18 protein-coding genes are annotated in these 23,281 nt (G+C 51.6%); 8 read left to right on the forward strand and 10 right to left on the reverse strand.

Going from position 1 to position 23,281, the window contains the following annotated elements; all coding sequences use genetic code 11:
• Positions 1-41 precede the first annotated feature (41 nt).
• From F3F96_RS09585 to F3F96_RS09605, 5 genes are all read left to right on the forward strand, one after another.
• Complete coding sequence (locus tag F3F96_RS09585; RefSeq protein ID WP_176963033.1) at positions 42-725, forward strand: ABC transporter ATP-binding protein; 684 nt, start codon at positions 42-44, stop codon at positions 723-725.
• Positions 722-1,531 carry a hypothetical protein gene (locus F3F96_RS09590; protein ID WP_176963034.1) on the forward strand — a complete coding sequence of 270 codons (810 nt, stop codon included), beginning with the start codon at positions 722-724 and terminating at the stop codon, positions 1,529-1,531. The genes F3F96_RS09585 and F3F96_RS09590 overlap by 4 nt, the downstream gene beginning before the upstream one ends.
• Entirely contained in the window at positions 1,531-2,196 is a 666-nt protein-coding gene (locus F3F96_RS09595) for a hypothetical protein (protein ID WP_176963035.1), read from the forward strand. The genes F3F96_RS09590 and F3F96_RS09595 overlap by 1 nt, the downstream gene beginning before the upstream one ends.
• Entirely contained in the window at positions 2,193-2,684 is a 492-nt protein-coding gene (locus F3F96_RS12625) for a type IV pilin protein (protein WP_370465531.1), read from the forward strand. Before F3F96_RS09595 ends, F3F96_RS12625 begins: the two co-directional genes overlap by 4 nt.
• 168 nt (positions 2,685-2,852) lie before the next feature.
• Positions 2,853-4,385, forward strand: a complete 1,533-nt coding sequence (locus F3F96_RS09605) for an O-antigen ligase (RefSeq protein WP_176963036.1) — start codon at positions 2,853-2,855, stop codon at positions 4,383-4,385.
• Here F3F96_RS09605 and tsaD read toward each other — a convergent pair.
• Genes tsaD through F3F96_RS09620 form a run of 3 tightly spaced genes read right to left on the reverse strand, consistent with a single transcriptional unit; the run spans position 4,382 to position 8,908 of the window.
• Complete coding sequence (gene tsaD, locus F3F96_RS09610; protein WP_176963037.1) at positions 4,382-5,413, reverse strand: tRNA (adenosine(37)-N6)-threonylcarbamoyltransferase complex transferase subunit TsaD; 1,032 nt, start codon at positions 5,411-5,413, stop codon at positions 4,382-4,384. The two genes, F3F96_RS09605 and tsaD, sit on opposite strands and share 4 nt — an antisense overlap.
• The gene (locus F3F96_RS09615; protein WP_176963038.1) at positions 5,410-6,963 is read right to left on the reverse strand and encodes a hydantoinase B/oxoprolinase family protein; all 1,554 of its coding nucleotides are present in this window, start codon (positions 6,961-6,963) and stop codon (positions 5,410-5,412) included. Before F3F96_RS09615 ends, tsaD begins: the two co-directional genes overlap by 4 nt.
• Entirely contained in the window at positions 6,953-8,908 is a 1,956-nt protein-coding gene (locus tag F3F96_RS09620) for a hydantoinase/oxoprolinase family protein (RefSeq protein ID WP_176963039.1), read from the reverse strand. The genes F3F96_RS09615 and F3F96_RS09620 overlap by 11 nt, the downstream gene beginning before the upstream one ends.
• 174 nt (positions 8,909-9,082) lie before the next feature.
• Between F3F96_RS09620 and F3F96_RS09625 the strand changes: the two genes are divergently transcribed.
• Complete coding sequence (locus tag F3F96_RS09625) at positions 9,083-9,838, forward strand: hypothetical protein (RefSeq protein WP_176963040.1); 756 nt, start codon at positions 9,083-9,085, stop codon at positions 9,836-9,838.
• A gap of 80 nt (positions 9,839-9,918) precedes the next feature.
• On the opposite strand, the gene icd is transcribed toward F3F96_RS09625, so the two are convergent.
• From icd to aspS, 3 genes are all read right to left on the reverse strand, one after another.
• The gene (gene icd / locus F3F96_RS09630) at positions 9,919-11,658 is read right to left on the reverse strand and encodes an NADP-dependent isocitrate dehydrogenase (protein WP_176963041.1); all 1,740 of its coding nucleotides are present in this window, start codon (positions 11,656-11,658) and stop codon (positions 9,919-9,921) included.
• A 29-nt stretch (positions 11,659-11,687) separates the two neighbouring features.
• Positions 11,688-11,969 (reverse strand): DUF4398 domain-containing protein, encoded by a 282-nt coding sequence (locus F3F96_RS09635; protein WP_176963042.1) that lies wholly within the window; start codon positions 11,967-11,969, stop codon positions 11,688-11,690.
• A 178-nt stretch (positions 11,970-12,147) separates the two neighbouring features.
• Positions 12,148-13,935, reverse strand: coding sequence for an aspartate--tRNA ligase (aspS, locus tag F3F96_RS09640; RefSeq protein ID WP_176963043.1), 1,788 nt, complete (start codon positions 13,933-13,935; stop codon positions 12,148-12,150).
• Between the two features lie 249 nt (positions 13,936-14,184).
• Between aspS and F3F96_RS09645 the strand changes: the two genes are divergently transcribed.
• Both F3F96_RS09645 and F3F96_RS09650 read left to right on the forward strand, forming a co-directional pair.
• A complete protein-coding gene (locus F3F96_RS09645; RefSeq protein ID WP_176963044.1) occupies positions 14,185-15,264 on the forward strand; it encodes an HD-GYP domain-containing protein in 1,080 nt (359 codons plus the stop codon).
• A 109-nt stretch (positions 15,265-15,373) separates the two neighbouring features.
• Entirely contained in the window at positions 15,374-16,324 is a 951-nt protein-coding gene (locus F3F96_RS09650) for a class I SAM-dependent methyltransferase (RefSeq protein ID WP_176963045.1), read from the forward strand.
• Between the two features lie 12 nt (positions 16,325-16,336).
• Here F3F96_RS09650 and F3F96_RS09655 read toward each other — a convergent pair whose 3' ends face one another.
• From F3F96_RS09655 to F3F96_RS09670, 4 genes are read right to left on the reverse strand one after another with little or no spacing between them, the layout of a single operon-like run.
• Positions 16,337-19,642 carry an exodeoxyribonuclease V subunit beta gene (locus F3F96_RS09655; protein ID WP_176963046.1) on the reverse strand — a complete coding sequence of 1,102 codons (3,306 nt, stop codon included), beginning with the start codon at positions 19,640-19,642 and terminating at the stop codon, positions 16,337-16,339.
• Entirely contained in the window at positions 19,639-22,344 is a 2,706-nt protein-coding gene (locus F3F96_RS09660; RefSeq protein ID WP_176963047.1) for a PD-(D/E)XK nuclease family protein, read from the reverse strand. The genes F3F96_RS09655 and F3F96_RS09660 overlap by 4 nt, the downstream gene beginning before the upstream one ends.
• Positions 22,341-22,685 (reverse strand): hypothetical protein, encoded by a 345-nt coding sequence (locus F3F96_RS09665; RefSeq protein ID WP_176963048.1) that lies wholly within the window; start codon positions 22,683-22,685, stop codon positions 22,341-22,343. The genes F3F96_RS09660 and F3F96_RS09665 overlap by 4 nt, the downstream gene beginning before the upstream one ends.
• Positions 22,685-23,131 (reverse strand): DUF1841 family protein, encoded by a 447-nt coding sequence (locus F3F96_RS09670; protein ID WP_176963049.1) that lies wholly within the window; start codon positions 23,129-23,131, stop codon positions 22,685-22,687. Before F3F96_RS09670 ends, F3F96_RS09665 begins: the two co-directional genes overlap by 1 nt.
• Positions 23,132-23,281: the final 150 nt, after the last annotated feature.

Here is a 23,281-nt window from a genome sequence, read left to right on the forward strand (position 1 = left end):
GGGCGGCTTCACAGCCGCCCTTTTTTTGCTAAGGTGGCAGCATGGATCAAGCGTGGCATATTCAACATCTGACAAAACGGTATCAGCGCGATACTGTACTGGATGATATCGACCTCACACTAAAGACAAGTCAGATTACGGGACTGCTAGGTGTTAACGGTGCCGGAAAAAGCTCCCTGTTTAAATCGATGCTAGGGCTGATCTCTCCTGATGCAGGCTCAGCCGTACTGCCCCACCCATCAAGCATCGGTTATATGCCGGATCTGACGCATCTGCCCGATAGCCTTACTGCGCTGCAGTTAACACGCCACGCCCTGCGTATTAAGGGAGCCTCCGCACACCTGGCAGAGGCCACACTTGACGAGATTGGCCTGAAATATGCAGCCTGGAACAGAAGAATAGGCAGCTACTCCAAAGGCATGCGCCAGCGTACAGCCCTTGCTTTTGCGCTGGCAGGAAATCCCTCCTGGCTTCTGTTGGATGAACCGATGTCCGGCCTTGATGCGGTAGGGCGCAAACAACTGCTCAAGCTATTAAAACTGCGACATCAACAGGGTACAGGCATCTTTGTCTGCAGCCATATCGTTCCTGATCTAGTCAGACTTTGTGATCGCATTCTCATCCTCTCTAACGGCAAGCTAGAGACAGATTTAGCTATTCAGGAGCACTCCATGGATGAGATCTCCTTTGTTGAAGATCAACTGGATAAACTGAGCCAGCCATGAATACAACCATTGAAATTAGCCGCATCACAATTTTAGAGATCATCCGCATGCGCATCTTTCAGTTTTTTGCTGTGGCCATTCTAATCACCCCAATCATCGCGCTGGTTTTCTCCAATATTTTTATATTCGATATTGGCAAAGTAAGAATCGATGTTTTTGCTGCGGCAACGCGTCTGCTGATCACCTGCTACATCCTGTTTGTTGCCATAACACTGATGGGAAGGGATATCGGTCAGAAGACCTGTTATCAGTTTCTTATGCCTCCGGTATCCAGGCATGCTTACCTCACTGGCCGTTTCGCAGGTCTCACCCTCTGTATGCTGATGTTGATGGTCGTCACCATGATCTCAGGAGAGCTCTTGATTGCATTGACCCTTGCGGAGACGACCGAGATCTATCGCCACGGCATCACACAGGGGCAGGGTTTTACGCTGGCAATCTTAAGCTTCTTTCAACACATTAGCACACTGGCCATGGTGATGATGATCTGCGTCTGGGCCACAGGATTGGCTGAAATGCTGGTCTTCTCTATTGCGGCCATCTTTCTTACTTGGACACTGCCACCAATTATCCATGCCCTGCAGAATCAGGAGGTGATGCAGCATGTTCCACCACTGATTTCATCACTGACCAATAGCATTGGTTATATCTTCCCCCAACTCAACGGGGGTGATATCGCAGTGGCACTGGCGCATGGCGTCAACATCAGCAGCAGAGATATTTTTCTGCACTTCACAGAGCATTTCAGCTATGCCTTGATGATGTTTGTGCTGGCACTGATCATTTTCTCGCGACGCGATCTTTGATGCAACGTCTGCTCTGGTCTCTGCTTCTACTTGCAACGATCACCTATGGGGCAAGTCGTATGCTGGTAAGTGATAGCACTTCAATACTATCTACAGTTGTTCAAAGCGGCCCTCTGCCAAGTGTGGCACAACAGATTGTTGCTGGCCCTTTTGTCGGCATGGTCGCCGATTATAATATCCTGGCTGTATTCACGATCTATGATCAAATCACCTACAAACTTCCTGAGTCTGAAAAACGGCATGCATGGCAACAGTTGGCGTCATATCTTCAACGCACCAGTGATATCGATCCCCTGTTTATGGACACCTATCGCCTCTCAAGCGGCCTACTGGCCTACTCAGAGCATGGCACGCGGGATGCAGTTACAATATTGGCAAAAGGTGCAGAAGCCCGAAGCTGGGACTGGGAACTACCTTTTCTGGCCGGTTTTATTGCCTATGACAGTCTGAAAGATTATGAGCAGGCCTTCTATTTCATGAAAATGGCCACCAAACGTCCGGGTGTACCTCCAATAGCCATAGGTTTGGCAAGCCGCATGCTTACTCAGGAACAGGGTATGGAAGCAAGCATCAGTTTTTTGCAGTACTTGCTTACAACGATGCCCGAAGCCTACCATGGCCAGATCCAACGACGCTTGAGAGAGCTAAAGGAGTCAGCATTGTGAATGAGAAAGGATTTACCCTGATCGAACTGATGATCGCAGTTGCTATTGTTGGCATACTTTTAGCTGTTGCCATCCCCTCCTATCAAAGTTATCGAGTAAAAAGTTATTACGCCTCTGCAGCCAGTGACATTCGTAACCTCTCCCTGTTTGAACACAGCTTTTATTCAGATCATCAGGAATATGTTGCAGTCGTCCCTTCTGATAAAGGTGCAGATGGCGTCATCTCAAAAAATGTCACGCTTAATAACGGCTCAACTGAACTGTTTGAGATCAGATCATTAACTCCGGATGTACAGATCGTAGTCAACATTGATGGAACCAGACAATATGCGAACTTTGGTGCTTACCATCCCGGCGGCGATCAGATTCTGGCTATTGAGAACGATTTTTCTGAATTTAGAAAGACTGATAAATCAGGCACACTAGTCTCTGCTGATGTTCCGGCTGCCACTGCTGCAAATGACCTCGCATCGTGGGCAAAATATTAGCCAGACGCTGTCATTTAACTAATGATACAGAACACCAGGTTCACAACTCGTATCTCCCTTTTTGCACTTTTTTTATCACCGCTTTTTGCGCCCTACCTGATCAATCCGAACGTCGTACCAATGTACAGTGTTCCGGCCATTTCACTCGCAGGTTTAATCCTCTATTTATTGGCTGAAAAAAATCGCTACCTGCCAGCACCGTTCGTTGCCATCTTTTTTTTCCTGCTCTCGACTCCCTTTTTAATCGGCTCTGATCTGCTTCTGTTCAGCTTCGCCCTGGCAGCGATCTATTTGTATGCAAGCCTGCTACCCCACCATGAGCTGAGACCACTGTATAAAATCTACACAATATCGATAGCAGCCATTATATTTATATCTCTCTATGTGTGGCTTGGCTGGAATGGCAGTGAAGCGTTACACTTTAATGGTTGGGCCCTGACCACAGATACCATCCAAGGCAAAATGAACGGGCCATTCGCCAATGGCAATATACTTGCCATCATCATTGTTTGCGCATGGTCTATCGCTGTCTGGTTCTGGCTGAACAGCGCCAACAGATATCAATGGGGTTGGTTGCTGCTCCTGCTCTTTTTCTGGACATTTATCTTCAGTTCAATGGCCCGGGGAGCATGGCTTGCACAGTTCTTCATTTTAGCATGGGTCATGTTTGAACTACTCAGAAGAAAGTGTTTAAAAAAAGTAGCGACACTTCTAGTTGCAGGATTCATTGCCTGGGGTGCAGGAGATGCACTGGCGCAATTCAATCTGCCGCAGATTGGCGGCATCCAGCATCAATTTGAGAAAAGTACAGAAGCAGGACTGGCAGAGAGAGTGACGCTGTGGAGAAGTGCATGGGAGGTGTGGAAATCATCGCCACTATTTGGCGTTGGCCCATCTCAGCTTAAAGCGCACTATCTTACCGGCCAGTCAAAAGCGCTGGAAAGAACTCCTGATGCACATGGGCTTCGCGACACAGAGAGCGCGCACAATATTCTGCTGCACCTTATGGCTGAGTTTGGTATTGCAGGTTTTCTGCTCTGGCTGGCTCTCTCCCTGTTAATATTTCGTCTGCTTTGGTTATACCGTCTCAAACTCGATTCACTGCGATGGCCTGCTCTTGCATCAGTGGTTGTACTATGGATACAAGGCCATTTCAACATGACCTTAACCGAACCCTTTCCTTTGATTCTATTCGCACTCATGCTTGCTATATGTACAAAGCCACTGCTACGAACACATACTTTCCAAGCTAGGAAAACGTGGGTATTGGCTATTACCGTTGTTATCTTTGCTTTTCTGGTGTCAGGAACTGTCCAGACTACGACAGCGTGGCATAAATTTGGCCAATGGGTGCAAATGGACTACAAAGATCCACGCAAAGGTTCAATCGCAACTGAACTGGCCGCTAACGATCAACTGTTTCCCTATATTGTTGAGTTCTCAATAGCAGAGATGGTCCACCTTCCAGGCAAACAGAGACAGATTGCAGAGATGCACTCGCTTATTCTCAGAGCACTTTCACTGCATGAGCGACCACGCCTCTACAGAGAGCTCTTCTACTCATACCTTGTCGACAACAAACTGGATGAGGCATGCATAATCGGAATATTTATCAGGAAACAGAACTGGAGAAATGAACCGAACAGTGAAGCCTATGCAGACGTATGTAGTGGCATCGCTCCAGATGCCTTCCAGCTTTAACCTGCAGTTAAAACCCAGCGTGGTGTGGCGTCCCACTCATCCGGAGCGCTGATACCTGCATAGAGATGCTGAAAACCGGCGTAGGCGATCATGGCGGCATTGTCGGTACAGTGTTTGGGGTGTGGCAGGTGCACTTCCACACCATTTTTTTCTGCCAGATCAAACAGTGTATGCCTGAGTGTATGGTTGGCAGCTACGCCACCGGCAATGACCAGTCTCGGCGCATCTTCTCTGAGGCAGGCGCGAATACTCTTTTTGACCAGCACCTCACTGATCGAAGCTTCAATGGCAGCAGCCATATCTTTCATCATCTGCAGATCAAAAGATTGGATACCACCTGCATTTTTTACGGCATACATCACGGCAGTTTTCAGGCCTGAGAAACTGAAATCGAGATTGTCTTTATTGAGCATCGGACGTGGCAGTTTAAAACATTTGGCGTCCCCACCCTTGGCCAGCATGGCAATCTCCGGTCCACCCGGATAAGGCAATCCCATCAGCCTTGCTGATTTGTCGAAACACTCTCCTGCCGCATCATCCAGCGTCTGGCCAATCACACTGTATGAGCCAATGCGATCCACCCGCACCAGCTGTGTATGACCACCGGAGACCAGAAGCGTGATAAAGGGAAATTCAGGCAACAGCCCGGCCAGTCCCGGTGCCAGCAGATGCCCCTCCATATGGTGAACAGGTGCAACAGGAATATTGTGTACCAGGCCAGCTGCTCTGGCGTAGGAGGTACCAACCAGAAGTGCCCCCATCAGACCGGGGCCTGAGGTAACGGCGATATGATCAATCTGCTTCCAGCTCAAGTCAGCCTCAGCCAATATCGACTCAACCATCGGTGGCAGTGTGACCAGATGCTCACGCGATGCCACCTCGGGTACCACGCCACCAAAACGCGCATGTGTCTCAATCTGTGAGGCCACCTGTTCAGCGAGAAGCGTGCCCCTGCCTGTAGCTGGATCACCTTCATAAATCGCTACCGCAGTCTCGTCACACGATGTCTCAATACCGAGAATTCTCATTCATCACCCTTCTTTTTTCCAAAGCCACCACCACCCGGCGTCTCAATGCGTATCCGGTCACCGCTTTTAAGCGCAAAGCTGCCCTTGGCAGGCAAACTTCGCCACTGACCATTTCGCCACAAGCTGTTCACACCAGAGCTTCCCGATTCGCCACCAGCCAACCCATAGGGCTGAGACTCTCTTCTCTCAGTTAACAGGGAGAGATGACAATCCTCCAGCACACGCCATTCGCGCACCACACCATCACCACCGCTAAAGACCCCTGCTCCACCGGAATTCTCACGCACCGCGTAAGCTGAAATACGCAACGGGTAGTGCATCTCCAGCACCTCAATCGATGAGTTTTTGGTGTTGGTCATATGACACTGAACAGCGGAGAGACCATCACCGCCAGCATATGCACCCATACCTCCGGCCAGCGTCTCATAATAGACCCAATCCTCGCCGTTGCTTTTGCCACCGAAAATCACGTTGTTCATGGTGCCCTGCGCTGCAGCAGGGATACGATCAGGAATCGCCTTGGCCAGAGCACCCAGCAGCACATCAACAATACGTTGGCTTGTCTCGACATTACCGGCAGCAACAGCTGCCCCTTCCCCTGAGTTCACCAGGCACCCTTTTGACGCACGAATGGAGATCGGGTGAAACAGTGCTGCAGTCTGCGGTGTATGGTCAGGCATCAGACAACGGAACACATAAAAGACACTGGCAGCTGTGACTGCCAGCGGGCAGTTGACCGGACCAACGGTCTGCAATGCAGTACCATCAAAATCGACAATAGCAGCTTCACCCCTGATCGAAACAGTGACCCGAATAGCCAGCGCGGATGAACCCCAGCCATCATCCTCCAGACTATCTTCAAAACAGTAGTCGCCATCCGGAATCGAAGCCACAGCTGTCCGCCCATAGCCTTCTGACACAGCAATAAGTGCAGCAAACATCTGGCGCAATTCAGAGGCTTGGAAATCGTTCAGGCGTGAAACACCGACCATAGCGGCTGCCTTCTGCGCTGCGAGATCACCCATACGTTCTGCAGGTGCTCTAACATAGCCATAGAACAATCGAGCCAACTCAGGGTCTTCAATGCCCGCCTCAAACCAGTAGCGGGGAGAGATAATCAGCCCCTCATCCTGCAGCCGGGTCTCCACCCCCATCGAACCGGGAGATCGGCCACCGATATCAGCATGGTGAGCCCGTGCTGCAGAGAATGCGACAAGTTCACCGGCCATAAAGACCGGCGTGACAACAGTGATATCGGGTAGATGGGTGCCGCCGAGAAACGGATCATTGAACACCACCACATCTCCGCTTTTCCAAGCGAACAGAGGAATGACGTCGGCCATGGCAAAAGCCATTGAACCCAGATGCACAGGAATGTGTGCTGCCTGCGCAATCAACGCTCCCTTCTCATCAAACAGGGCACAGGAGAAATCCTCACGGTCTCGGATATTTGGCGAGATCGCGCTGCGTTTCAGCACCGCCCCCATCTCCTCACAGATCGCTGCAAGCCGGTGTGAGAAGAGGCTGAGCTCTACCGCATTAACAGACACTGCTTCTCTCCAGCAGCAGATGGCCCTGAGCAGAAACCTGCATACTCCACCCCTGAGGCAGCCACAAGGTTGAGGTCTCCTCTATAATCAGAAGCGGACCGGATGATCTATAGCCGGGCCTGAGCTCAGAGCGTTGCAGATGCCCCACTTCTCCTGCCCCGTAGACAGATGAGAAAGCCGATGACTCAACAGGCTCAGCACAACCCCTCAACTCTGGAAAGCTCAGAGCCGGTCGCTCAACAAATGCGGTTAATCGCGCTGTCATAATCTCTATCGGACGCTCAAGGCAGTGGCCGTAGGAGCGCAGATGCTCAGCCTCAAACGCTTTCACCATCGTCTGCATATCCGATTCAAACGGTATGGTAAGATGAAATCCCTGCCCCGCATAACGCATATCAACAGCAGACTCATAGGAGAGGTTCAGCCCTGCCATACCATCAGCCGCCTCCTGCTCCAGTTCATCAAACATCCCAGATAATTGTGACATCGCATTTTCATCATTGACGGCAATACGCCTGCTTCTCGAGTAATCACTCTGCTGGCGTCCAGCCAACATGCCCAGTGCAGAAAAAGCACCACTGGCCAGCGGCACAATGACCCTGTGCATGCCCAGTTTCTCGGCCAGAGAGCAGGCATGAAGCCCACCGGCTCCACCAAAACAGAGCAGTGAAAAGTCATCCGGATTATGCCCTCGCTCTACAGATACCACACGCAGTGCTCCGGCCATATGTTCTTCAGCAATACGGACCACCGCATCGGCTGCCTCTTCAGCACTCAGGCCAAACGGCTTTCCGTAACGCTCAAAGGCAGCCATGGCAGCATCACGATCAAGCGGCATACGACCTGCCAGCAGCGCATCAGATGGAATGCGACCCAGCACCAGATTGGCATCGGTTACCGCAGGTGTAACACCTCCTGACCCATAACAGACCGGACCGGGCCTTGCTCCTGCAGACTCGGGTCCAACCTGTGGCAGTCCGGCCACATCGATCCAGGCCAGTGAGCCGCCACCGGCACCAATGGTGTGAATATCAAGCATAGGAATAGCAATCGGAATACCGGCAATGCCGGATGCGGTCGTTTTCGCAACTTTTCCCTGAATCAGCGCCACATCTGTGCTCGTCCCGCCCATATCAAAAGTGAGCAGATTGGTCTCCCCCAGCTGCCTGCCAATCGCTTCCGCAGCCACCAGACCACCTGCAGGCCCTGATAGTGCAAGTTTCACGGCCTGTGCACCTGCAGCTTCGGCATCCATAACACCACCGGCTGAGTGCATCACAAACAGATGTTTCGGTCGCAAAGTGTCTCTGATGCGCTTGAGGTAACGTTGAACCAGTGGCCCGACATAAGCGTTGAGAAATGTGGTTGCAGACCGCTCATACTCGCGATACTCCGCAAGCACCTGATGCGAGAGAGATATAAAAACATCGTCCGGCAGGGCCGCAGCAATCTGCTGCTCATGGCCCGCATTGAGAAATGAAAAGAGCTGGCAGACAGCCACCGCCCTGTAATCGCCCTTTGCAATCAGATCAGCAAGCCCTGCAATCTCCTGCTGTTGCGTTGCTTCAATCTCCCGACCATCACAATCCAGATGCCCGGATAAACCCAGTGCATCACAACGTGATATCCATGGCTCAGATGGTACGGGTGTCAACGAATAGAGCTCGGGGCGTGTCTGCCGACCAATGATGAGAAGATCTTCAAGGCCTCGGTTGGTGATAAACAGGGTTTTGACCCCCTTGCGTTCAAGAATCGCATTGGTGGCCACAGTTGAGCCGTGAATCAGATGCAGCTCAGCAGCATGTAAACCCAGGCTGGCGATCCCCTGCTCAATCGCCCGTGATGGATCATCCGGTGTGGAGAGCTCTTTATGAAAACGCAGCCCCGACCGGTCAAACAACACAAAATCGGTAAAGGTGCCACCTGTATCAACCCCTAAAAACATGTCAGGATTGTAGCCGTCGCAACCTTTGATGGCTAACGCTGTAAGCTGACATGAACTAACCTTATCAAAGGCAGCATTGTGAGACAGGGCACATACCTTGTAGTGTGACCACTGAGTATTGCAGACTTAAGATTTGCGAACAAAAATTCATATCTCTTGATTGGAGTGTTATTTATGAAACTGAAAATATCGGCTGCTCTCTCAGCCATGATGTTGGGCTTTGCGGGTGTTGCCAGCGCAGATGAAACCATTGCCGTAAAGGTCGGCTATATGATGCTCTCCCCATCCGGCCAGTTTGCCTCAACGATTAACAATGTAGGCACCCGTGTGGATATGGAGACCGATCTGGCACTGAAGAACAGTCAGCAGCCCACTGGTGAAATCACTGTCAAACTGGGAGATTCATCCATCTCAGCGGCGTTCGTGCCAATGAGCTTTGGCGGCACCAGCCTGCTAGGTCGCAACATCACCTATGGTGGAACAACCTATACAGCAGGCACAACAGTCAGCAGTGATTTCAAAGCTGATATGATCGATATCGGTTACACCTATTACGTCGTCAATATGGATGATCTGCCATCCCGTTTTCAGCTTGGTATTGAGACTTCTGTAAAAACCATCAACGCCAAAACCTCCATCACAAGTGCCGGTGCCACATCCAATAAAAGTGCAACCGTTCCTATTCCTACCGTAGGCCTGCGCGCCCGTGTTGCACTTGCTGATTTTATCGGTCTCACCGGCCGGGTCGGTTACCTCGGTTATTCGGGTAACAGTATCCTTGATGCGGATGCCCAGATCGAATTTTCACCGCTACCGACGCTTGGCGTCTATGCCGGCTATCGCCAGCTGAAACTTAAAATTGACAGTAACAGTGTCTACGTCAACGCCACCTTTAGCGGCCCCTACGCAGGTGCTTTCTTCCGCTTCTGATCATTCCCCACGCAGTTCACGAGGAACAGAAGACATAGAGAAGGCCGGATCATTGATCCGGCCTTTTTTATTGATCGCGATTAGTAGCTCTTTGTGAACTCGGTAGCATGACATTTCGGACATGGTGGTACGCGTCCGGTCTTCTTGAAGTGCAGCTCATTACCGCAGGCACTGCAGGTTAGCGTACCGGCACTGGTAATCTCACCAGAGCGGCAACTGATCGCTTTCTGGGTACGCTCAGCGATCGAAGAGAGTGCACTGCCAGCCACATTCAGCAAGGCCGACAGTGAAGCCAGAGCACCTGCGCCAACACGAGATGGATTAAGCTTCTCTTTCGCCTCACTGCGCATCACATCAGCCACCTGAGCAAAATCACGTTCGAGAAATTGTTTCAGGTTTTTACCCTGCTCCTCAGAAAAAGCACCTGCCGCTGTCAACTGCTTACGCGCTTTTTCCATAGCAATCTGGGCGTACTCACTACTCTTCTCAGCTCCCGCCTCGAACAGCTCCTTAAAACGCTCAGCCAGTTCATCGTATTGATCCTCAGGCTTGGCTGTTTCAGCTCTCCCCATATGAGAGATCACAGCATCACCGAATTCGGAGGTGGATAGTTTAGTAGCCCCCTCCATCTGGCGATGGAAATCATAGGTCACGGTTTTAGCCGCGATTGCACCGTTAATACCATCCAGTATGAGATCAGCTGCTTCCACCCAGCCCATATAGCGCAACATCATCTCTCCGGAGAGCAGTACCGAAGAGGGATTCACCATATCCTTATCCGCATATTTTGGCGCTGTACCGTGAGTAGCCTCAAAGATGGCATGACCAGTTGTGTAGTTGATATTTGCACCCGGTGCGATACCGATACCACCCACCTGTGCAGCCAGGGCATCGGATAGATAATCACCATTCAGATTAAGGGTAGCGATGACATCGAACTCAGTGGCGCGGGTCAGCACCTGCTGCAGTGCAATATCAGCAATAGCATCCTTGATGACAATGCCGTTAGGCAGCTTGCACCACGGCCCGCCATCAATCTCCACCGCACCGAACTCATCCTTGGCAACATCGTAACCCCAGTTACGGAAAGCCCCTTCAGTGAACTTCATGATATTGCCTTTATGAACCAGCGTTACCGACTCACGGCCATTATCGATGGCATACTGGATGGCAGCACGAACAAGGCGTGCCGTGCCCTCTTGTGAAACAGGTTTAACACCGATACCGCTGCTTTCCGGGAAACGGATTTTGCTTACCCCCATCTCATCCTGCAGAAAGGCGATCACCCTCTTAACCTCTTCAGTTCCGGAAGCCCACTCAATACCGGCATAGATATCCTCAGAATTTTCGCGGAAGATCACCATATCGACATCTTCAGGCCGTTTGACAGGTGAAGGCACACCTTCGAAATATTTTACCGGACGCAGACAGGTATAGAGATCAAGTTTCTGACGCAGTGCCACATTCAACGATGAGATGCCTCCGCCAATAGGTGTGGTCAGTGGCCCTTTGATACCAATCAGGTACTCAGAGAATGCATCCAGTGTCTCCTGCGGCAGCCATGCATCGTCAGACTGCCCGTAGAGATTCCACGCTTTTTCACCTGCAAATACTTCCATCCAGGCGATCTTGCGTGATCCTGAATATGCCTTTGCAACAGCCGCATCCAGCACACGTTGTGATGCTCGCCAGATATCGCGACCAGTGCCATCACCCTCAATAAAGGTGACAATTGGCTGATCCGGCACACTCAAAATGCCGTCAGCTCCCATATTAATTTTTTCGCCGTTTTCCGGCACACTGATTTTATCAAAGGCCATGATTTACCTCACTCGGTAGAAACGAATTATTACTGTTTTGTGGACTGTTTGATGCGTGCCGCGGCCTGTGCGTTGCGCTTGGCTTCAAGCGCTTTGCCACGTGCTGTTTCGTAGTGCTCCAGACGGATGGCTTCGGCAGCCTCTTCCAGCGCCGTTTCAGCAGACTTCAGATAAACCTCTGATTTCTGGCTGCTACCGGGAAGATCCTGTGCCGCCTTGATTGCAGAACGCGCATTGGACATCTCCTGAACTGGCGGTTTTGCCGCGCAGGCAGAGAGCAATATCATCAGGATAAACAGACCGCGTTTCATAACATGCATAATCAGCCTATTTAATTGCGATGTCAATGCACTGCCCGTTGTAAGCGTTTGATATCATTCATATTGATCAGGACAATGAAGCCGTTAACGGATACGGTATACGACAAACAAAAAAGGCCGCGTAACTACGCGGCCTTTTGATGATTGAGCGTTTGTTTGAATAGTTGGATCAGCTCTCTTTGATGGTTGGACGTTTACGCAGTCCCAGCTCTTTCCACTGCGCATCTGCAACTTCACTCGGTGCATCAGACATCGGATCAGCCGCTTTCTGTGTCTTCGGAAATGCAATCACATCACGAATTGAGTCAACACCGGCCATCAGTGCCAACACACGATCAAGGCCAAATGCCAGACCACCATGTGGTGGTGCACCATACTTCAGAGCCCTGACCAGGAAGCCGAACTTCTCGTCCGCCTCTTCATCAGAGATGCATAGTGTTCTGAAAACCCGCGCCTGTACTTCCGGTTTATGAATACGAATCGAACCACCACCAATCTCGGTGCCGTTCCAGACCAGATCATAAGCCTGTGAACAGATATTCAACGGATCGCTCTCCAGCTTGTGTAGTTCATCTTCGTGTGGTGCGGTAAAGGGATGATGCAGCGCTTCAGGGCGTTTCTCGTCCGCATTCCATGCAAACATCGGGAAGTCGACCACCCAGACGAAACGGTGATCATTCTCGGCAATCAGATCGAGATCGTGACCCATCTTCACACGCAAATGGCCCAGTGCATCGTTAACAATATTGGTATCACCGGCACCGAAGAAGAGCAGATCACCATTCTCAGCTTCACTGGCTTCCAGCAACTCAGCCAGCACATCTTCAGGAAGGAATTTAACGATCGGTGACTGCAGGCCGGCGGCAAGATTCGATTTGTCATTGACCTTGATCCAGGCCAGCCCTCTGGCACCGTAGATCGATACAAACTTGGTATAGTCGTCGATCTGTTTACGCGAGAGTTTTGCGGCACCATCAGGCACGCGCATCACCTTGATCAGTCCACCATTATCAGCCGGATCACGGAACACCTTGAAATCCACTTTCTTCATCAGCTCGGTAACATTGACATGCTCAAGTCCGAAACGGATATCAGGACGATCCAGACCAAAACGATCCATCGCTTCGTGATAGGTGATACGTGGAAACTCTTCAGGCAAGCGGATGCCGACACCGGCATCAAACATCGAGCGCAGCAGCCCTTCAGCTACCGCCATCACCTCATCCTGATCAGCAAAGGAGAGTTCAATATCGACCTGCGTAAATTCAGGCTGACGATCTGCTCGCAGATCCTCATCACGGAAACAGCGGGCAATCTGGTAATAGCGATCCATACCGGCCACCATCAGCAGCTGCTTAAATATCTGCGGGCTCTGCGGTAGTGCATAAAAGGAGCCGGGGTAAACCCTTGATGGAACAAGATAATCACGCGCACCTTCAGGTGTGGATTTATTCAGGATCGGGGTCTCGATCTCAAGGAACTTCTGGCTGTCGAGATAGTTGCGCGCCGCATGCGTAACACGGTGACGCAGCTCCATAAAACGCTGCATCTTAGGCCTTCGCAGGTCGAGATAACGATACTCAAGCCTGACCTGCTCAGAGGTATCGCAATCATCATCAATCATGAATGGCGGGGTTTCTGAACCGTTCAACACTACGATATCGGTTGCTTTCACCTCAATCTCACCGGTTGGAATGTTACCATTGACCGTTGCTTCAGAACGGGCAATCACCTCACCCACCACTTCAATCACATCCTGCTGACGCATCGCATGGGCAAGCTTGTGCATCTCAGGGGTATCGGGATGCACCACCACCTGCACCAGACCAGAGCGGTCGCGCACATCGAGGAATACCACACCGCCATGATCACGATTGGTCTGAGTCCAACCATTCAGTCGAACAGTCTGACCGATATGCATTACTGTGAAATCTCCGCAATGTGTGCGTGGTAGCATCTTTTGCACCTCCGAAAAGTCATCCGATCCCATTGAGATCAAACGGTCGCGCAGACTAGCGCCGCCTGCTGAATCAGGCAAAGAATGTATCTTTATTCATTTATTAACAGCGTGAATTCACGACAACATGCCTTCATACCAGTCAATGTGAGAGAACATGAAGTACTCCTACTTAAGTTATTTCTATAATAACCGATAGATTTCTAATTGATGTCCATGGAGGGATGTTAGAGCTGGAGGGGCCCCACCATGTTATGCAATCAGATTGAGCAGATTCATCGAAACCTGAATGACACATTTCCAGCACTGTGCCGTATTGCCGTTGTACTCTACGACAAAGAGACAGACATGCTGAAAACCTTCACCAACAGCACCCGTGATGCCACCCCTATCCAGTACTACTCCAGCAAACTGAGCAGTTCAGAGTCACTCTCAAAACTGGTAGAAACAAGAGAGATGCGCATCATCGATGATATCACCGCGATCTCCTCAGATCGAAGACACACCAAGCTGATCAAAGCTGCCGGTTACCGCTCAAGTCTCACCTTTCCGGTGTTCAGTAAAGATTCACTGGTCGGCCTCCTGTTTATGAACGCCAAAGAGGTCAACTATTTCTCCGCTGAGAGAGTTGAACAACTTAAAATATTCATCCATCTCATCTCCACCCTGCTGATTGCCGAAACCATGCCGCTGAAAACACTGAAGGGTGCCGTCGCCACAGCCCGTGAATTTAGTCGCATCAAGGATGAGGAGACCGGTGCCCACCTATCCCGCATGTCTCATTATGCCCGGGTGATCGCACTTGAGATTGGCGAGAAACACGACCTCAATGACGAGATGATTGAGTATATTTTCCAGTTCACACCACTACATGATGTCGGAAAAGTCGGCGTGCCGGACAAAATCATCCTTAAAGATGGGAAGCTAACGGATGATGAAAGATCCATTGTTCAGACCCATGTTCATATCGGCAAAAAAATCATCGATACGATGGTCGATCAATTTGACCTTGATGGCCTTGATAACGTGCAGATGTTAAGAAACATTGTACTCTACCATCACGAATGTATTGATGGTTCCGGTTACCCTGAAGGGCTCAAAGGTGAGGAGATCCCGATAGAGGCTCGTATCACCTCAACGGCTGATGTATTTGATGCCCTGACCAGCAAACGCCCCTACAAAGAGGCATGGTCCAACCGCAAGGCGCTGGCATTTATGGCGGAAAACAAAGGGCGGATGTTTGATGCTGACTGTGTTGATGCGCTTTTTGCCAGCAAACCGATCCTGAAAGGTATTCAGGAACGTTTCAAAGAGGATAAGCTGGGCTGACAAATATATCCGGCCTCTGTTTTCAACGTATGACATCCATGCTTCTGATCAATGAAATTGCCAGCGAAATAGATTAACATTCGCCCGAATTCAGATCAGGGGCCCCATTTTGAGTAGTGATCAGACGCAGCATCCGGAAAATCAGTGCGACCTTTGCGGAGGTTCGAGCTTTGAAGAGATAGGCAATCGTGACCGCCACGGCAAGGAACTGCACACCGGTATCTGCAGCAGCTGCGGACTGGTGGCGCATATGCCGGTGCCCAGCGAAGAGGAAGTATCCGCCTACTACGCCGAACAGTATCGCCGTGATTATCATGGTGAGAGCACTCCATCGACCCGCCGTATCATGCGCGCCTGGAGAAATGGCGACCGTATTCTTAAACAGCTCTTTTCACGACTGGATAAAAAAGCCAGGGTTTTTGAGATCGGTGCCGGTATCGGCTGCACAGTCAAATCATTCGAGCTGCAGGGTTTTGATGCCAGCGGCATTGAGCCAAACAAAGATTTCAATGCATTTACCCGCGAACAGCTTCACGCATCGGTAGAGAATCGTAACCTCTACGACCTGCCCGCTGAACCCACCTATGATGTGGTTCTTCTGATCCATGTGATCGAGCATTTTTCCAGCCCTACCCGCGCCCTGAATCATATCCACAGCCTGCTCAATGAAGATGGTTATTTCTATGTAGAGTGCCCGAACATTGCCGGCCCGTTCGCCACCTATGATCGTCTCTTCCACTACGCGCACATCTACAACTTCACCCCTGCAACCCTGATTGCTCTTGCCAAAAAGTGTGGCTTTGAGCTGGTCAGCCAGTTCACTGATGAGTCCCATCCCGATATTAACATGCTTTTCCGCAAGGTTGAGGCGAAAGCCCTTGAGGTCAGCAGTGATGAAGCGGCACGCACTAAAGCGGCCATCCATCGCTACAATGCATTCACCTACCACCTGCGTCCGGCTTATATCATTCGCCGCATCAACAAGATACTTAGCTATCTGGGTGAGTTTTTACTGGCCCGCGTATTCGTCAAAGGCATGCTCAAACACTGTAAAAAGTAGCGTTTGCAATGTTCAATCCTCTACGCTCACCTCGCGCATAACATCGAGCATGGGGAAGTAGAGTGCGGTTCTGAGCTCACGACCGGGCTCCAGGGCCTGCAGGATTGAGGCATAACGGGCTAGCTGAGGAGCGTGACGTTTGCTCTCCTCAGCAAGGAAACCTTCGAGATCACCGCCCTCATGGGCTGCGGTTTTGTAATCAATAATCCAGCGGATTCCGTCTCTGTCGATAAAGCTCCGATCGATAATGTGATGAGAGACAAAACTATCTCTCTCACTACTCAGAGCCCACTCACAATGCGCATCACTGTGCTCACCTGATAGTATCCAGCGCCCTTTCTCGCTCGCCAATGTCTTGCGCAGCGCTCTCTCTGCACGTTGTTTTGCCTGCTCCAGCAGACTTCCTGAGAGCCCCTCTGCCAGTAGAAGTCGACCAATAGACTCACACGCCCTGTCGTTTTGCGGATCACTCCACTGCTCCAGACCAACCTCACCAACAGATTGAAGCGCGGCATGCACAGCATTACCGACCGGTGCCGCTTCAGGGCCTGCCCAGAAGTATTCGGACTCCACAGCCAACTCCTGCTCAGGTAGTGGCTCGACAATCTGTGGTATCTGTTTGACCCGTTGCACGGGTTTAACCTCAGCCGCGTCACACCCCTGCTCCAGCTCAAGCGAGACCAGCTCTGCGCCAAAACAGCCCGCCTCAATACCATCGGGCATCAGCAGATTCAGCAGCGAACCGGAGCCAGCCACTTCACTATTCTCAGAAACATGTCCGAACATATGTAACTCAGACTCAGCCCGCGTACAAGCCACATAAAGAAGCCGCGCTAACTCATAGTCATATTTGGACTTTTCAATGCCATTCACTAGCGAGAATATGGCATCATCACTACGCACTGCAGCCTTGGCAGCCATCAGTGGAAGCACCGCTTCACCCACGGCAATATCGGTAAAGGCCAGTAACGGCCGGTCACTATTCTGGCCTCTGTTACCAAGGCCCGGCAAAATCACCGTATCCCACTGCAAGCCTTTGGCACCGTGCATGGTCATCAATTCAACCTGGCCGGCCTCCTCTCTCACATCCGGTGCAGCAAAGAGCTTTTCAAGGCGTTCATCAAAAAGCGGGAAGTTGATACGCCCTCCCTCATCAAGCGATTCAATCAGCTCAAGCGCAACCTCAATATTGAGCCGTGCTGTTTGATCAATCAGTGCAGGCATCGCCAGTCGCTGCCATGCGCTCTCAACCAGATCACGAACAGCTACCTTGCCCGATGCATGCATGCAGGGGCCGAGTGCATGTTTGAGGAATTCAATACGCTGCAAGGCATCAGCATCAAACTTCCCAAGCAGAGCCTCATCATTGAACAGCTGCCATAACGGCCTTTTGTCACCTGCCATCAACAGATGCATATCAACCGTTGTAAGACCACAGCATGGCGCCCGCAGCAGTGCTGACCAGCAAGCACGATCCGATGGGTGCAGCAGTGCACGCACAAGAGCGCGCAACAAGCGAATTTCAGGCCTGTCATAAAGTGGTAAAATCTTGATGGCGCGATAGGCGATGCCCGCCTCTTCCAGCTCCGGCATGATCGTATGCAACTGCTTACGTGAACGGGCAAGAACGGCAATGCGACGTCTGCCGCCATCATCACCAGTTTGTGTCAGCTGTTCGCTGATCAGAGAGACAACTGCTTTCGCCTCTGCAGCCACATCCTTACCCGTCTGAATGCTCAAGCGTACCAAACCGGAGTGTTTCAGTGCTGCCGTCGCTTGTGCATGGGCAACGGCACCACGCACCACATCCTGCTGATCGGGTAAAATTGATGCGAAAGCCCGATTTACCCAATCAACAATATCAGGAGCGGAGCGGAAATTGCGTTCAAGCTGCAGCGCTTCAACATAAGGCAGACCTGAGCAGTTATCAGCAGCCTGCAGGAACAGCCCCACCTCAGCTTTCCTGAAGCGGTAGATCGATTGCATCGGATCACCCACCATAAACAGGGTGCGATGCCTGCCATCACCCTCCTGCCATCCGGCAGTCAGACTCTGCAGCAGGCGCATCTGCAGCAGTGAGGTGTCCTGAAACTCATCAACGAGAATATGGTGGATACGATAATCCAGTTTCAGCAGAAGATCTGAAGGTGCCCCCACCTCATCTTCAAGCGCCTGTAGTGCTCTGAGAGCAATCTCGGTGAAATCGACCTCCCCACTACGTGCAAACAGCTGCTGCAGGCGCTGTGAGGCGAACAGCAGCAGCGTAAACAGCCCTTCAAGCACCATCCACTGCTTCTGGTCATAAACAGGGCTCACAGGCAATTTGAGCAGAGATTCAAGTGCCGCTTCCAGCCCCGGCACTGAGGCCATCATCTCGGTGAGCTCCTGCATGCACAGCTTCTCATCTTTGGCCTGCGTGCCGAAGCCACGCGCTTTGTTAATCGCACGTGCAGTCGGGAAACCACCGGTTTTTTTCAGCACTGCCCTGGCAATGCCCTGCCATGTCTCGACCATACCAATATCAACTACAGGCCAGCACTCCAACCCGCCCAGATCCTCAATGCCAAGAGTGCAATCGGGCTGATTGGCTGCATAGGCGATAAGCGCCGGAAGTTTCTGTCTTACCTCGACCGGAATCATATCATCGCAGGAGCTAATCTCATCGACAATCAGCCTGCCTAAAAGTGCTTCCATATCACTTTGGGCACTGGCCATATCTGCAGCATGGCGGCCAATCAACGGTAGCCACTGCTCACGTTTGGAGAGCATATCGGCCACCAGTGCAATCAAGGCCGGAGCCTGATGATCATGGTGCAGCAGCAGAATTTCGGCCGTCTCCAGATCACTTCGCAGCAATTGATTCAGTGCCGTTTCAGCCGCCTCACGATAGGCCGCAAAGAGATATTCACCGGGGCGAGGCATCTCGCCCAGCCCTGAGAGCAGTGGCAACTGCTTTGCCAGAGCAAAGGTGAGACTATCAAGTGTCATCAGACGCAGTCGTGCAGGGTAGTCACAGAGATTCCAGCCCCGCTCTTCAGAGCGCTTTAGCGCCTGCTGCGCCAGCAGCCATGTCTCCAGTTTATGCGACTGATCGGCAGCAGGTTTGTCCATCGACAACGCCCCTATCACCCGGCCACGCATCTCAGCAGCAGCCTTGCGGGTAAAGGTGAGTGCCAGAATCTCTTCAGGCTCTTCAACAATGGCTAAAAGTGCCAGAATTCGCTGGGTTAGCAGTTCTGTTTTGCCTGAACCTGCCGGTGCCTGCACCAGCACTGACACCTGCGGATCACGGGCAATCAGACGTACTTCGCTACTCAACTCTCTTCCCCGCTATCGCTAACAAATCCTCGCTCTTCAATTCTGCAGATCGATTCCAGCCCACAGTAGTTACACGCCTTCTCATCGCGCGGGGCCACTTCACTACGGCCAGCTACAAACTCAGCGGCCAATGCATTAACCTGCTCACGCCACAGCTGCAGTACCGCATCCCAATCATCGGGAGCACCACGCTTACCATCACAGGCAGTCACCCCTTTGATACCACTGCCCTCACCTGAGAGCCCTTCAAAGCCCATCTGACCTGTACGCACACGCCCGTATGTCACGACATCCAGCTCTGACAAACCGGCTGCCACGGCATAGAGCGGTAGTTGAGGCTCCTCAATACGCTCCCCCAGCCACTTGCGAAAACTCTGCGGCGCTCCGGTTTTATAATCGATGAGGATAGTGCGCCCCTCTTCATCCTCATCAATACGATCCGCCTTGACTCTGATGGTCACCTGCTGTGAACCACTTTGCGGCAGTTGCAACGTAAAATCGGCTTCGGTCGCCTTCACCCTGAAACCGGGGCGCAGCAGCTCTGTCTCAAGCCACTCCTCCAGAACCGTTGCCATGCGCTTGACTTCAATCGCCTTGATTGCAGAGGTAAGCGACACCCCCTGCTGCTGCCATGCATGCCTGATACTGGCAGCGATCAATAGAGATCTACCCTCTGCATCCAGCGCTGAGAGTGCAGATCTCGATCTCAGCTGCTGCCAGATATATTCCAGCGCCAGATGAATCAATGAACCTTTGGTTGTCGCCTCAATGCCGGGTTCGGTCTCATCCAGTTCGGAGATACCCAGCCGCCAGGTGGCGAAACTTCTGAAAGGGCAAGCCGACTGATCGCGAATCAGGGCTGTACCACCACGGACACTCTCATCCGCCAGCAGTGGCAGATCGGGTGCATCGGCATACACATCCTGCTCAAGCTGCTGAATCTTTTCAGGCGACACATCAGCCCTCTGTGGTGGAAGATTCCTGGCAAAAGGTGAAACATGCATCTCCTGTTCATTGCGCAGGGCTGCATAGGAGAGTTCAACAATCGGGGCTGTGTTTAAGAGCTGCTGCCAGAGCCATGTCGAGTGCTCAAAAGCCAGCTCAGCACGACTGTTGGCGATATTAAATTTCTGCTGCAACACCGGAGGCAACAGCGGCTGTGATCGCACCGGCATTGGAAACACCTCTTCATCCAGGCCGATAACATAGAGTTTATCAAAGCTCATGCCGGCCATCTGGCTGATGGGCAACACCGTGATATTGGCATATCGGCCAGGCTGGCCGAACTGTGTCTCTGAGCAGGCGGAGCGCAGCAGTGAAAGAAAAGAGCTCCAGTTCAAACGTCCGGCCACTGCATCAATCGATACCAGTGAACTCAGCGTATCGCGAAAGGCGTTCATCTGGCGAATATCACTACTGCTGCGCGGCTCGCCATCGCTGGAAATCTGCACAAAACCACTCTGTTGCAGCAGGCCATGCACCCGGCTTACCCACTCCAGCACCGAACAGGCCTTCTCATCCCAGCTTGAGAGCGTTGCAAACAGTGGCTTAAGCTCCGGTAATGCAGCCATCATCGGGCTATCGACTATCGTTTGCAGGGATAGCTGATGGCGATTGAGTCGCCGCAGTTGTCGATCAAATTCGCTGCGTGCCATCCGCTCATCTGCATAACCCTTCAACCATGGCGAGAAGAGAAGCCGTGAAAAATCATTGAATGAAACAGTGCTCTGCGCGGCCATAGCCAACATATGCAGGAGCTGGCTGATCATCGGCAGATTAGAGAGAGAGGCGGCAGGCATATTCACCGCCTGCAGTTCAGTCTCTGATCCTGCCACCGGCATAAGTGCCGCATTCAAAGCCCTGCATAGCGGTTTCGTATCTTTGATAGCATCACTCAGAGCCACACCAATACGTATCTGAGGCTCTTCATCAAGGCTGCTTCTGATCCTTTTCGCCAGCAGTTGAAACTCCTCAGTCTGATCACTGCATGCCGTAAGCACCGGTGTCGCAATCTGCTCACGCTGAATAGATAAAACTGTTGTCCCCGCACCCTGAAGCGCAGAGAGCAGAGCCTCCTGCATCGGGGTAAAGCGATCGAAACCATCGAGTATCAGCGCTGTCTGGCTTACCCGCCGGGTAATATCGGCCAGCAGATGCTCTGCTTGCATTGCGCTAAGCGTACGCCCTGCCAATGCCCCACGGCCCAGCTGCTCAGCCATGGCACTGATCCAGCCAGCCAGTGCCTCAGCCTCTTCACCTCCAAAGGCAAGTTCTCTGGTTTCAATACGATAATCTTTCATCAATGCAAAGGCATCGCGTGCGTGGCGTGCAAGTCCACGCAGGGATGAGGATGAGTGGGAGGCAGAGGAGGAGCCATCATCGCGAATCACCTGCTCCCAGAGCCTTGTCTCCTGCATGCGGTTCAGTGGCACAGAGAGGTTTGAGTCCTGTGTAGCAAGAGCATTGATCCAGTCCTGCCAACTTATCACAGCAGGCGTGATGCAGACGCTCTGATCCGAAGCCACTACGCAGGCACGTTTCCATGCCAGTGCCAGCCCGGCGCTGGCGGTGAGCAGCAATCCCCCTTCACTCAGGGCTGCTGGCAGATCAGCCTCAGCGATAGCCTCTATCTTTAGAGCTACATCGGTCTGTAGAGAAGGTTCGTCAAAAAGAGAGGGCTGCATCTCCTTCAAATCAGTCAATCAGAGGCTGGCGCTTTCGGCTGCCAATGACCCGGAATGATCTTGCCGGAATCATCGGTATAGGCAGGTACATACTCCTGCGGCACAACATCATCTTTATTTTGCAGCTCCAGAAACACCGTAACGGCACAGGTCATACTGATCATGACAACAATAATCACAAACCAGTTCGGATGCCTGTGGTTATGGATCGGCGTGATATCGATGATCTTCTGCTCAAGCTCTTTTTCATGGCGGCTCTTCAACCATACCATGCCGATCAATACCAGATTACGCGCAATAAACATCAGCAGTGCAGGGCCAATAAAAAATACGATTGAGACAAGTAAATTCCTGAACATTAGATCACCAACTCCTTCATACGCCGGGCATAGGCTTCCACATCCGGTTCTTGCCCTGCACGCTGCGCGTAGTAAACCGTTTCCGCCAGAATCTCCAGCAGCTTGTGTAGTGCATCATGACGATCCATCTTTTTCACTGTCAGCAGATGAACCATCGCATTGGCTGCTTGCGGGGGCTGCTTGGTCGCCAGCTGCTCCTCCAGAGCCAGATGCAGAGAGAGGTGCAGATAGGGATTCATACCATCATTCACCTCAAAATCACGCTCGAGAAAATCTTCCATATCATCAAAGAAGTGGTGATATTCAGGATGCATCTCAATCACCCGTGCGATACGCACCTCAAGGGCATTGATCGGAAGATCGGCCTGCGCCTTGTGCCATGCATCCCAGAAAATCTGTCTGTGTGCCCTGAGCATCTCTCTGCTCGGCCCTTCCTGTTCAGTCATTCATCCTCCAAACTATCATGCTGCCAAACTATCATGCTGCCAAACTGTAACACGATCCGGGCAATGATAAACGTGAACGATTCGCTTCACGAAGCAAAAAAAATCAGTTTGGCACTTTCTCAAATGCTAACTATGATAATAGGAAATGTA

This window comes from Mariprofundus sp. NF (assembly GCF_013387455.1).
Taxonomy (GTDB): domain Bacteria; phylum Pseudomonadota; class Zetaproteobacteria; order Mariprofundales; family Mariprofundaceae; genus Mariprofundus.